Here is an 11621-nt window from a genome sequence, read left to right as displayed (position 1 = left end):
GGAGGTGTTTATGCAAATTTATGTGTTTGAGTGCAACAAGTGCGGCGCCGAGTTTGAGGAGGCCATCTACTCTCCCCTCCAGCTCATGGAGATTAAGTGTCCCTACTGCGGCTCTGAAGATGTTGAGGTTATAGACATTGCCAACTTCTGTTCACCCTTTGGCTGATGTTAATTTAAAGGGGCGGTCTGCCCCTTCTGGTATTCTTATCAAAACAGAATACGGAGATGGAATTGATAGTTAAGATACTGATTCTTCTCATTGTTGTTGGAGTAATTTTTGGCTGGGATAAGATTCTCAACCTCTTTAAAGCCTTCTTCCAGGCCAAAAAGGAGTTTGAAAAGGGCTTAAAGGAAGAGGAAGAAGAAAAGGAGAAAAAGCCCGACATAAAAGTGGTTAAATAGTTTTTTTCCCTGCTCCCCTCTTTGATAAGATTTCCCCTATACTCTGGAGGAGGAGCAGGGATATGAAAAAACTGATTTCTCTTCTATCGGCCGTTTTCCTCTCCTTTCCTGCCGCCTCACTTGCCGGAAACGTTGACACCTTTGGAATCGGCTCAAAGGCAACAGCCCTGGGCGGTGCCTTCTCAGCCTACGCAGATGACCCCTTTGCCGTCTACTATAACCCTGCCGGCTTAACTCAGATTGAAAGGCCAATAGTTTCAATTGGTTTTGAAGTTCTCAACCCGAAAATAAAGGTTCACAATTTCAGAGCTGTTGATGGAGATGGAAACAGAGTTGAACCTTACGGAATCTCGTTTTCAGACTCCTCCGATAACCTTGTCGTTCCCCACTTTGGGTTTGCTACACACCTCTGGAACAACATTTACTTCGGAATTGCCGCCTACATCCCTTACGGCCTCCACATTAAGTGGGAAGACAACCCTTCTAAGAACTCTGCTGCCTACAACGGCTTTGAGTCCTACTACGTCCGTGGAGTTGTAACTCCCACAATGGCCATAAAGTTGACTAATAAGCTCTCCGTGGGCTTTGGAATCTCATTTGGCCGTTCAGATGCTGGAACTCAGAGGAGGATATACGCCCCCTCCATTCCATCACTCAACGGTAGGGTTATAAAGGGAGACCTCCACGACGACTTCAACATCTCCTTTAATGCCGGTATCCTCTATAAACTCTACGATAATCTCTCCTTTGGCTTGACCTACCGTTCCAAAACAAATACAGACTTTGAGGGAACAGTTGAAGTTAAAGGTCTTGATAAGGTAGACGCTTCAACCAGCATAGACCACCCCGACCAGCTCCAGTTCGGCGTTAAGTATAAGCCCAACAGGAGGCTCACCCTTACTGCAGATGTTGTCTGGACAAACTGGAGTCAGATACACGGCTACACCGTTAAGTTTAAAAGGCCACTCCTTGGGAAAACTGAAGAGAACTTCCCAAGGGACTGGAAAGATACAAGACAGGTCAGGTTGGGTATTGAGTATAAGTGGAATGAGTTTCTAACCCTGAGGGGCGGCTACTTCTACGACCCGTCTCCCATTCCGGACCACACATTTGACATGCTCTGGCCCGATGCCGACAAGAAAACCTACTCTGTTGGTGCAGGCCTCCACTTCGGCAGGTTAACCGTTGATACAGTCCTCCAGTATATCGTCGCCGAGTATAAGAGGGAGATTGGTGGAGAGAGCGTTAACCTTAATAACAGCTACCCCGGTGTTTCCGGTAATCCCGGCAGGGTTTCAATGTCTGCCGACGGCCACCTGTGGGGATACGGAATAACCGTCAGCTACAGGTTTTAACGGAGGGGAAAGATGAGAAAGATTCTGGCGGCTTTAACCGTTCTTTCTATAATATCCTCCTGTGGCGGGAGTTTGCAGAGTTCAGAGGGAGCTCCCTCCCAGGTAAACACACAAAACACGGAAAGGAGCTACCTGGTGTTTGACCCCTTCTCAAAGAGCGCAAACCAGCCCTTAGGAATACCGTTCCCAAATGATATCTTCTGGGCTTCACAGAGTAGGGGAGAGACATACGTAAACCTTGACACCTCTTCCGTTTCAGACCCTGCCGAGAAGCTCCTCTTTGAGGCCATAAACCGGCTCCACATAAGTGGTTTAAGCCCCAACACTCCGATTTTCATTCCCCTCTCATCTGATAAACCTTTAGATATGGCCTCTTTGAACGGTAAGTTTCTCCTTGTTGACCTGACGGTTTTAGGGGAGCTCTCACAGGCCCAGTCAGACGACGAGAGGAAAAAACTATCTTCAATCCTCTTTCAGAACAGCAGGCTCTACTTTATCCAGGATGGGAAATACCTGAAGTTTTACCCCGTTGAACCCCTTGAAGCAGGACATAAATACCTGTTTGTTCTACTGAACGGAATCAAGGATAAAAATGGAAATACCGTCCTCCCTCCTCAGGTTTACAACGAACTTGAGGGAGAAACTCCTCTTTCAGACCCTCAGCTTGAGGTCTTGAGGGAAAAATACCAGTATCTCTACAATAACGTTTTCCCCGTTCTCTCTCAAATAACGGGAATTCCCCTGAATAGAGAGACAGTCCTTGAATCCTTTACATTCTCAACGGCAGATAAAACCCTCTCTGTTTCAGACCTCTCCCAGATTAAGGCCGTTTTAGAGGGAGAGTCTGATACCCTTAACGTAACCGGCCTTCCCTACTCTCAGATAGAGGTAGACTACAGAACCTTTGACTCTGAAGACCCGGGCAAATCTCCCCTCTACGGCGTTTTAAATATCGTCCTCAATAACCAGCAGCTCTTAGGAATGTTAAGGGCGAACAACCTCTTTCCTGCGTTTAACATAAGGAAGTTGGGGGAGCTCTTTGCCCTCATGAAGAGTGGCCAGCAGTTTGACCTGAAAGACTACGTTAAGTTCATTCCCATTTATATAGGGAATGGAAGTAATTACAACGGAACTGTTTACATCTTCCAGCACGGTCTTGGAAGCGATAGAACGAGGGCAGAAAACCTCCTCTCCGACATCACATACCCCGTCGTTGCAATAGACCTTCCCTACCACGGAGCCTATACGAAACTGACGGAAAACAGCGATTTTGAGTGTGGAGAGGGTAAGTGCTACTTAACAGGAAACGTTGGAGCAGACAGATTCAACATCTACCAATCTGTCTTTAACCTGAGGCTTTTAGAGCTCCTTCTGAGAAACGGCGTTTACGACATTAACGGAGATGGAAACCCCGATAAAGTTCAGAAAGTCAACTTCGTTGGCGTCTCTATGGGAGCCATAACAGGATCAATCTACGCCCGCTTTGGAACTCCCGATAAGGTTGTCTTAAATGTTGGCGGCGGGAACTACGTCTCAATCATTGACGCGGCTAAAAACGAGCTCATAGAGGGACTTTTAAAGTCAACGGGAGTTGAAAAGAATACAAACGGTTACGCAGTTCTTTTAGGAGTTTTCCAGTTGGTTCTTGATACAGCAGACCCTATTTACCTTGGAACGGAAAATAAGGACAAAACTCTTGTTCAGAACGCCTGCTGCGATACTGTTGTTCCCTTCGTCTCAAACCTTTCACTTGCCAGAAGAGTAGGTTTTGACTCCTTTACCCGCCTCTCAAAGGACTCAGATTTTGAAAACCCACCGGCTTCCCCCGGCTGGTATCTCTTTGGAGATGAGAACCACTGGGTTCACCACAGCTTTCTCATCCACACAAACCTTGAGGGCTACCCTGAAGTTCAGCCCCACGCGACCGTTGACTACCTCTTAAAGGCCGAAAAAGCCGCAAGGGAGCAGATTGAGGAGTTCTTCTCTCAGTAGAGAATGAAATTCTTACCCTCTGGCCGTTTGGCCGGGGGGTTTTATCAGGTTGAACTTCTGGTGGATAGGGATTTCCTGGCCAGCTTGACGATATCCTCAAGGAACGCTTTTGCTATTCTGTTATAAGGAGTTTCCGGCTTTAAGTCTTTAACTTTTTCCCAGGTTAAAAGGAAATTCCTGTCAGCTTCTTCTAAAACGGCAAGTTCTTCAGGTGTAAGAAGATGTTTATATTTCTCTAACTCCTGTCTAAAGGATGCAGCCTCATTCATATCGTAGTCTATTCCAGGGTCGTTAATAACTCTCTCGGCTGTTATTCTTCTACTTCTTATCGCGTAAAGTCTTAAGGATTCCTTTAACCTTGGTTTTAAGTTCCTCATTTACTCTTCCTTTAAGAATTGTAAGTATTTGCCTGTCTCTTTTTGCTTTCCTGATGTGGTTGTCAAACAATTCCTTTAAAGTTTGGTTTACCTTCATACTTGAAATTATACGTCCTTCCTCTGTCAGAACAACCATCCATTGGCGTTTTCTGTCGTAGAGGATTCTGTCCCATGACCTTCCATAAGCTTCATAATATACTCCTGTATAGTAGCAAGTGTCTCAAAAGTTTTTAAGGTAATCTTTCCAATCAGAAATTACTCCTTCCTCAAGGCGGTCTTCAAGATGATTAAGATATGTTCTTTCGCTCACCCATAACTTTTTAAAGGAATCTTCTGCTCTTTGAGGGTCAAATTCCTCTAATAGCTTTAGGAATTTTTCTTCAGCTTTCCGTTGTTTTCTGGAAATTTGATGGTTTTTCACTTTTTAGATCCCCCTCTTTTATTCTAATTGGAAATTTTAGTAGTTTGGAAAGAAACAGCGGACGGTTCTGTTCTCTATTTTGACGGCGGGGGGGAGCTCCCTCCTGCACACCTCCTTAACCTTCGGGCATCTCGGGTGGAAAGGGCAACCTTCCGGCCTGTTTGAGGGCTCTGGAACGTTTCCCGGAATTGCTGGGAGCCTTCTTTTAGCAATTCCTGTAAGCTTTGGCGATGAGGCTATCAGCCCTTCGGTGTACGGGTGGAGAGGTTTTCTGAAAATTTCCTCTTTACTTCCAGATTCAACTGTGAAGCCTGAATACATAACGAAAACTCTCTCTGCAAACTCCTCAACAACGGCCATGTCGTGGGTGATGAGAACGGTTCCCATTTTTCTCTTTTTTGAGAGTTCCTTGAGGAGCTCCAATATCCTCTTCTGAACCGTTACGTCTAAGGCTGTTGTGGGCTCGTCTGCTATCAGGTAGTTGGGGCTGCAGGCAAGCGCCATGGCTATTGCAACCCTCTGCTTTAAGCCGCCGGAGAGGTGGTGTGGGTAGGCGTTAATCCGTTTCTCGGCTTCCGGTATCTGCGCCATCTTAAAGAGCTCAACAACTTTCTCTTTCAGCTCCTCTTTGCTCCCCTTAAACCCGTGGTAGATTAGGGCTTCTGCAACCTGCTCTCCAACTGTCATTAAAGGGTTCAGTGAAGAGGACGGATCCTGGAAGACCATCGCAACCTTTTCCCACCTGAAGCGGCGGAGCTCCTCCCCCTCTAATTTCAAAACCTCCGTTCCGTCAACCTCTATTTTTCCTTCAATATTCAGGTTTTCAGGTAGAAGCTTTAAAACTGAAAGTCCTGTCAAAGACTTCCCGCTTCCGCTCTCTCCAACAAGGGCAACCCTTTCACCCCTTTCACAGGAGAGCTCCCCGTCAACAACAAGCTTTACCTCTCCTGCAGAGATTGAGAGGGAGCTTATGTTCAGAGACATTTCACCTCAACCCAGTAGGAGTTCTCGTTGAAGATGTCCGGCTCAAAGTAGAGCTCCCTGCAGATCAGCTTTTTCCCCTGCCTCTCCTTTGCCGACAGGTAGTGGGAGACTGCCGTTGGAATTTCCCCCAAAAACTTCCCGTCTGCCGTCTGAAGAACGTAAGTTACCGGAGACTTCGGGTTCAAAGGCTCAGCCTTCAGTAAGAACTCCTCCTTCTCCCTTATAACCCTCTCCCAGTTGGGCCTGTAAATCCTCTTTGTTTTAACCGGCGTGTAGTAGGTGTCTGTTTCTGCCAAAAGGTGGTGGACGTTCTCGTATCCTCCAAGGCTTAAGATGAACCGGGCAAGGTCTTTAGGAAAAGTCTCGTCCATCAAAAGAGCACCTATCAGAGGCCACAGTTCGTTTTTGTTGATGACCTCTTTTAGTTCGCCAGCTTTTGCCTTCAGTATGTTCGGGTTCTTCTTCCAGAGTGCTATGAGGGAGCTCCTCACCGTTTCGTAGTTCTCCGTTGTAAATTCAAAGCTCTCAAGGAGCTTCAGGAGTTCCTTAACTTCTGTCTTAAACCGCTTCCTGTAGAGGAGCCTTGTCATCAGCCACCGCTTGTTGACTTTCTTGAGGAGCTCCTCAGCCATCTCCTTGTCTAAGAACCAGCTGAGGTAAACGCTTCCCCTTCCAAGTTCCCTGTCGTAAACCCTGTCAACAAAGGGAGTGATCAGCTTCTCCCCGAAAATGTCCTTTGTCAGCTCTCTGAAAGAGTCCCTAATTACGTTAATTACCTTCTCAATGGCCTTTTCAACGCTCTTTGCCCTTACTATGAACTCAACCCTTATGTCTGCACCGTTTAGCTCCTCAGAGACCCTCGGAACTATTACAACTCCGTCTTTTTCAACAACTTCAAGGTTTGAATAGGCAAGGTGGGTTGGGAAGTGGAGCTCCAGCCCCTGAGCTATGTACTCAAGAACAGACGTTGCCGCAGACGAGAGGGTTTTATCCTTAACCTGAAAGAGCTTCTCAACCTTTATCTTCTCTCCTCCTGCCGGCCTCTCCTCTGTCTCCGGCTGTGTCAGTTTTCCCTTCTCAAACCTCTCCCAGATTGAGAGGTCAACGTCTCCATCGTGAAGTTGGATTTCAACTATCTCCTCCTCCCTTAAATATTTCCTTGCTGCGTCCCTTATTCTTTTTGCCCTCAGGAAATTCCTTGCCTCTTTCTTGGAGAGCTCCCACAGCTCCTCAGTTATGTGGCTCACCTCTCCCCTTATCGGCCAGAAGTAGTTTCTCCTCACCTCTCTGATGAACTGGTAGGAGAAGAGCTTCTCAACCGGAGCTTTTAGAAGCTGGAAGTCAACACAGGAGAGCTCCTTACTTGAAAGAACTGCGAGAGAGGGAGAGAAAGGGAACTGCTCCCGAAGAACCTTCAGCTTCTCGGAGATAAACCTTTCAGACACCCCTTCAAAGGGAACGGCCGAGAAGACAACCAGTATCTTTGAATTTCTGTTTAAGAAGTTCTCGCTCTTTATGGGAACCGAGAGGGCGTTTGAGAGGAGCATTGAAAAAGGGAGAGCTCCCGGGTCTCCCGGGTATATCCCGTCAAGCTCAACCCCTAATTTCTTAAGCCTTTCGGCAAAAAAGAGGAGTGCGTCTGTTATGACTTCTTGTCCTGCCCTCTTAGACGTGAAAATCAAGGAAGTTTTAACCTTTAGCTCCATTCTCCTTCAAAACCTCTTTTAAGATTCCGATTCCGTAGTCTATCTCCTCCTCGGAGATGACAAGAGGCGGAACAAACCTTAAAACGTTTCCCGCCGTGCAGTTAATAATAAGTCCCTTTTTAAGGGCTGAGGCAACTATATCCCCGCAGGGCTTTCTGCACACAAGCCCCAACATCATTCCCAAACCCCTTACGCTTTCAAACCTCTCAGGAAACTCAGAAGCAACCTCTTCAAGCCTTTTTTTGAGGTATTCTCCCTTCCTCTTTACCTCCTCCATAAATCCCGGCTCTGTCATTATCTTCATAACCTCAACGCCGGCCCTCGTTGAGAGGAAGTTCCCCCCAAAGGTTGAGGCGTGGAGCCCCGGCTTTAGAACCTCTGAGAATTTTCTCTTTGTAACGATTGCCCCGATTGGAACGCCGTTTCCGAGGGCCTTTGCAAGCGTCATGACGTCCGGCTCAACGCCGTAGTGCTTATAGGCAAAGAGTTCCCCCATTCTTCCCATTCCCGTCTGAACCTCGTCAAATATGAGAATTGCGTCAAACTCATCGGCTATCTGGCGGAGCTCCCTCAAGAACTCCCTGCTGGCCGGAACTACTCCACCCTCTCCCTGAACCGGCTCAACGATTATCCCGGCAGTTCTCTCTGAAACCACCTCTTTCACTGAGTCTATGTTGTTAAACTTCGCAAACTTTACTCCCGGAAGCATCGGGCCAAAGCCCTCGCTGTACTTCCCCTGCCCCGTTACAGTAACTGCCGCCATTGTCCTTCCGTGAAAAGACTGCCTAAAGGCAACTATCTCATACTTTTCAGGATTCTTCTCCGTTCCGTATTTCCTTGCAAGCTTGAGAGCTCCCTCGTTGGCCTCAGCTCCGGAGTTGCAGAAGAAGACCTTATCTCCAAAGGAGTTTTTGCATATCAGCTCTGCAAGTTCGGCCTGTGGCTCTATGTGGAAGAGGTTTGATGTGTGAATGAGCGTTTTCGCCTGCTGACAGATTGCTTCAGAGACTTCCGGGTGGCAGTGCCCCAGGTTGCAGACGGCAATTCCCGCCAGCATGTCTAAATACTTCTTCCCTTCGCTGTCGTAGAGCCAGCACCCTTCACCCCTAACAAACGAAACCGGATACCTATTGTAGGTCTTCATAACAAAATTTTCTGTTTTCTCAAAAACGCTTTCTCCCATATTGTCCTCCGGGAATTTGATATTCTGGAGTATACAACTTGTGAATGGTGATTGGTTGGTTAGGAGTTAGCGGAGCTCCACAACGGTAACGCCGTCTCCGCCCTCTTCTGGCTTTCCAGACTGGAAAGACTTTACGTAGGGAGACTCCTTCAGGTATTCTCTTATGAGCCTCTTTAGAATCCCCTCTCCGTAGCCGTGGACGATCTTCACCTCTTTGACTCCAACTAAATTGGCCTCGTCTAAGAACTTCTCAACGGCCCTTAAAGCCTCCTCTCCCCTCATTCCGAGAACTTTTAGGACAGGGAAGAAGCTTGCAGGCTTTTTAACGTTTACGCTTACAGTTTCCTCTTTTTTGGGAGCTCCTTCAACAACTTCAACCTGAGAGAGCTTAACGTCAACCTTGAGAGCTCCCACCTGAACCTTTGCCGTTTTCCTCTCCCTGTTTATCTCAACAACGGTTCCCTTCCTGCCACTTTTTAGGAGCTTGACCGTATCTCCTACCTTTGGTTCCCTTTTGGGCTTTATCTCCTCTTCCAACTTTGCCCTGTTTCTAACGCTTACAACAACCTGTCTGACCTTCTGCCTTGCCCTTTCTACCTCTTTCTCTTTCAGGGCTTCTGCCGTTTTCCTCTCAAGCTCCTCTATATAAGACTTTAGCTTCTCTGAGAACTCCTCTCTCAGCTTTTTCTCTTTCTCGTGGAGCTCCCTCTCCTTCTCCTCTAACTTCTTCTTCAGCTCCTCAACCCTTCTCCTTTCACTCTCAAGCCTCTTATACTCCTTCTCAAGGGCTTCTAAAATGTCCTCTGCTAATTTGTCTTCAGCCTTCATAAGGCTTTTTGCAGTTTCTATAACCTCTTCCGGAACGCCGAACCTCTGAGCTATTACAAGGGCGTAGCTCCTTCCAACTATTCCGTAGGCAAGCCTGTATAGAGGCTTTAGAGTTTTTTCGTCAAAGAGAACAGAAGCTACTTCGTAGTAGTCGTCTTTGTAGGCAAAGAGCTTTACAGGTGTAAAGTGGGTTGTTGCAACAACCTTTGCTCTCCTCTCTTTTAGATACTTTAGAATTGCAACGGCCAGCGTTGAGCCCTCTACAGGGTCTGTTCCAGCTCCAAGCTCGTCTAAGAGAACTAAGGAGTCTGAATCTGCCTCTTTCAGAATTCCAGCAATATTCTTTATGTGGCCGCTAAAGGTTGAGAGAGACTGCTCTATGCTCTGCTCGTCTCCTATGTCTGCAAACCAGCTTTTGAAGAGCCTGACGGAGCTCCCTTCCTCTGCCGGAATTAGGAAGCCTGTTTGAGCCATAAGGGTTAAAATTCCGGCAGTTTTCAGGGTTACAGTTTTTCCGCCTGTATTCGGCCCCGTTATTACAAGCCCCTTTTCAAGTTTTATGTCAACGGGAACTGTCTCTTTTCCAGATAGAACCAAGAGCGGATGCCTTGCCCCCTTAAGGTTTAAACTTTTCCCGATTTCAGGGAGAGTCCCTTTCAGCTTTAGGCTCATGTATGAAACGGCGTAGCGCCTGTCTATCTCAACAAGAGCTTTAAAGCTCTCCTTTATCTCCTCCCTGTGTTCAGAGGCAAGTTTTGAGAGCTCCCTCAGTATCCGCCTTACCTCTTCTTTCTCTTTTGAGCGGAGCTCCCGTAATTTGTTGTTCTCCTCAACAACCGACAGAGGTTCAACGTAGAGGGTCTGGCCTGAAGAAGACCTATCGTGGACTATTCCCTTAAACCTCTTTAGAAACTGAGGCTTTGCAAGGATTACGTATCTACCGTCCCTCTCCGTGATTATCCTGTCGGGGCACAGGTCTTCGTTCCTGTTAACAATTGAGTTTAGCTTTTCCTTTATTCTGTCTGAAACCTGCTTCAGAGAGCGCCTTATAGACCTTAGCTGTGGAGAAGCAGAGTCCAGAATCTCTCCCGTCTCGTCAATTGAAGAGTTGAGTTTTGAGCGGAGCTCCCCAACCTCGCTGAGCCTTTCGGCAAAGAACCTTATCCTTTCAAACCGCTCTTCAAGTTCTGAGAAGAACCGCTTTAAGATGGCAGACTGGTTCAAGACTTTTAAGATGGAGAGGAGCTCCTCGGGGCTTAGAACAGCCCCTTCAACTTTCAGCTTTTCTAAAACGGCAGAAATATCGGGAAACGTCTCTAACGGGAGATTTCTCTCTGAGAGGAGCTTTACAAAGGTGTCTGTCAGGGAGAGCTCCCTTTCAACATCTTCCTTTTTTGTTTTTGGCCTTAAGAGAAGAACGGCCTCTTTTCCCGGTTCACTTTTAGCAAGGCGGGAAGTTTCAGAGAGGAGCTTGAAGAATTCCAGAGTTTTGAGGGTTTTTTCCATTAGAGGGTGCCCCGCTCCTTTGAACGTAATATGAAGACCCCCCTCCAATTACCCAAAGAAGCGAGGCACCAGCTCCCAACAGCTAACATTATACCAAATTCCTTATGAAAGCAACTCCTTAACAATTCTGTTGACAACTGAGCCGTCTGCCCTTCCCTTAACCTTTGGCATAACGGCCTTCATAACCTTTCCCATGTCCTTGATTGAAGAGGCTCCAACTTCCTCAATGGTCTGTTTTACTATCTCTCTAATCTCCTCTTCGCTCATCTGCTTTGGCAGGTAAGACTCAACAACGGCAAGCTCGGCCTTTTCCTTCTCAACAAGATCCTGCCTGCCCCCCTTTTCATACATCTCAATAGACTCTTTCCTCTGCTTTGCGTACTTCATAAGGAGCTGGATAATCTCCTCGTCTGTCAGCTCTCCTCTCTTCTCAATCTCGGCGTTCTTTATGAGGGAGTTGATCATCCTGATTGTAGAGAGTTTAATCTTATCTTTGGCCTTCATGGCCTCTTTCATGTCGGCCTTCAGGCGCTCCTTTAAGCCCATTTTCTCTCCTTAATTACTTTTTCTTCTTCTTGCCCTTTGGTGGAAGAAGACCGCGCTTCTTGAGGGCTTTAATCAGCCTCTTCCTTGCGGCCATTGCCTTTCTCTTCCTCTTCTCAGAGGGCTTCTCGTAGTATTCTCTTCTCTTAATCTCTGTAAGAATTCCCTCCTTTTCACAGAGCTTCTTGAACCTTTTAAGCGCCTTCTCAAAAGGTTCTCCGTCCCTCACGTAAACTGTTGCCATAAACCATCGCCTCCTTTCTCTGGGTTTTTCGCAGAGGCAATTATATGATTGTTGTCCTGTATTGTCCACCGATACTTTAT

At 47.0% G+C, this 11621-nt stretch carries 12 protein-coding genes; 4 read left to right on the top strand and 8 right to left on the bottom strand.

Translation table 11 applies throughout. The annotated features are described in order from the left end of the window. Positions 1–10: 10 nt before the first annotated feature. The 4 genes from F8H35_RS00715 to F8H35_RS00700 all read left to right on the top strand — a co-directional run bounded on the left by F8H35_RS00715 (position 11) and on the right by F8H35_RS00700 (position 3749). Complete coding sequence (locus tag F8H35_RS00715) at positions 11–166, top strand: FmdB family zinc ribbon protein (RefSeq protein ID WP_472569199.1); 156 nt, start codon at positions 11–13, stop codon at positions 164–166. 65 nt (positions 167–231) lie between these two features. Then, positions 232–402 carry a twin-arginine translocase TatA/TatE family subunit gene (locus F8H35_RS00710; RefSeq protein WP_472571658.1) on the top strand — a complete coding sequence of 57 codons (171 nt, stop codon included), beginning with the start codon at positions 232–234 and terminating at the stop codon, positions 400–402. A gap of 62 nt (positions 403–464) precedes the next feature. Next, positions 465–1757, top strand: coding sequence for an OmpP1/FadL family transporter (locus F8H35_RS00705; protein WP_472571657.1), 1293 nt, complete (start codon positions 465–467; stop codon positions 1755–1757). A 12-nt stretch (positions 1758–1769) separates the two neighbouring features. Next, entirely contained in the window at positions 1770–3749 is a 1980-nt protein-coding gene (locus tag F8H35_RS00700) for a hypothetical protein (protein ID WP_472571656.1), read from the top strand. Positions 3750–3793: 44 nt separating this feature from the next. On the opposite strand, the gene F8H35_RS00695 is transcribed toward F8H35_RS00700, so the two are convergent. The 8 genes from F8H35_RS00695 to rpsU form a co-directional block, all read right to left on the bottom strand. Next, positions 3794–4126, bottom strand: a complete 333-nt coding sequence (locus F8H35_RS00695; protein ID WP_472571655.1) for a hypothetical protein — start codon at positions 4124–4126, stop codon at positions 3794–3796. A 220-nt stretch (positions 4127–4346) separates the two neighbouring features. Beyond that, positions 4347–4547 (bottom strand): hypothetical protein, encoded by a 201-nt coding sequence (locus tag F8H35_RS00690; RefSeq protein ID WP_472571654.1) that lies wholly within the window; start codon positions 4545–4547, stop codon positions 4347–4349. A 36-nt stretch (positions 4548–4583) separates the two neighbouring features. Next, positions 4584–5531: an ABC transporter ATP-binding protein gene (locus tag F8H35_RS00685; RefSeq protein ID WP_472571653.1), complete on the bottom strand. Its 948-nt coding sequence runs from the start codon at positions 5529–5531 to the stop codon at positions 4584–4586. Further along, on the bottom strand, positions 5522–7237 hold the full coding sequence (locus F8H35_RS00680; RefSeq protein ID WP_472571652.1) for a hypothetical protein: 1716 nt from the start codon (positions 7235–7237) through the stop codon (positions 5522–5524). Before F8H35_RS00680 ends, F8H35_RS00685 begins: the two co-directional genes overlap by 10 nt. Beyond that, on the bottom strand, positions 7221–8420 hold the full coding sequence (locus F8H35_RS00675) for an acetylornithine/succinylornithine family transaminase (RefSeq protein WP_472571651.1): 1200 nt from the start codon (positions 8418–8420) through the stop codon (positions 7221–7223). Before F8H35_RS00675 ends, F8H35_RS00680 begins: the two co-directional genes overlap by 17 nt. Before the next feature lie 66 nt (positions 8421–8486). Further along, complete coding sequence (locus tag F8H35_RS00670; RefSeq protein WP_472571650.1) at positions 8487–10754, bottom strand: endonuclease MutS2; 2268 nt, start codon at positions 10752–10754, stop codon at positions 8487–8489. Between the two features lie 102 nt (positions 10755–10856). Beyond that, positions 10857–11300, bottom strand: coding sequence for a GatB/YqeY domain-containing protein (locus F8H35_RS00665; protein WP_472571649.1), 444 nt, complete (start codon positions 11298–11300; stop codon positions 10857–10859). Between the two features lie 13 nt (positions 11301–11313). Beyond that, the gene (gene rpsU, locus F8H35_RS00660) at positions 11314–11541 is read right to left on the bottom strand and encodes a 30S ribosomal protein S21 (protein ID WP_456342446.1); all 228 of its coding nucleotides are present in this window, start codon (positions 11539–11541) and stop codon (positions 11314–11316) included. Between the last annotated feature and the right edge of the window lie 80 nt (positions 11542–11621).

Origin of the sequence: Thermovibrio sp., from assembly GCA_015488335.1 — a bacterium.
Lineage (GTDB): Bacteria > Aquificota > Aquificia > Desulfurobacteriales > Desulfurobacteriaceae > Balnearium.
This window is presented reverse-complemented; position numbering and strand designations above follow the sequence as displayed.

What these genes read in the sequence shown, in the direction of transcription:
- F8H35_RS00715 (WP_472569199.1), top strand. Translation starts at nt 11, where the DNA reads ATGCAAATTTATGTGTTTGAGTGCAACAAGTGCGGCGCCGAGTTTGAG.
- F8H35_RS00705 (WP_472571657.1), top strand. Translation starts at nt 465, where the DNA reads ATGAAAAAACTGATTTCTCTTCTATCGGCCGTTTTCCTCTCCTTTCCT.
- F8H35_RS00700 (WP_472571656.1), top strand. Translation starts at nt 1,770, where the DNA reads ATGAGAAAGATTCTGGCGGCTTTAACCGTTCTTTCTATAATATCCTCC.
- F8H35_RS00695 (WP_472571655.1), bottom strand. Translation starts at nt 4,126, where the DNA reads ATGAGGAACTTAAAACCAAGGTTAAAGGAATCCTTAAGACTTTACGCG.
- F8H35_RS00685 (WP_472571653.1), bottom strand. Translation starts at nt 5,531, where the DNA reads ATGTCTCTGAACATAAGCTCCCTCTCAATCTCTGCAGGAGAGGTAAAG.
- F8H35_RS00680 (WP_472571652.1), bottom strand. Translation starts at nt 7,237, where the DNA reads ATGGAGCTAAAGGTTAAAACTTCCTTGATTTTCACGTCTAAGAGGGCA.
- F8H35_RS00675 (WP_472571651.1), bottom strand. Translation starts at nt 8,420, where the DNA reads ATGGGAGAAAGCGTTTTTGAGAAAACAGAAAATTTTGTTATGAAGACC.
- F8H35_RS00670 (WP_472571650.1), bottom strand. Translation starts at nt 10,754, where the DNA reads ATGGAAAAAACCCTCAAAACTCTGGAATTCTTCAAGCTCCTCTCTGAA.
- F8H35_RS00665 (WP_472571649.1), bottom strand. Translation starts at nt 11,300, where the DNA reads ATGGGCTTAAAGGAGCGCCTGAAGGCCGACATGAAAGAGGCCATGAAG.
- rpsU (WP_456342446.1), bottom strand. Translation starts at nt 11,541, where the DNA reads ATGGCAACAGTTTACGTGAGGGACGGAGAACCTTTTGAGAAGGCGCTT.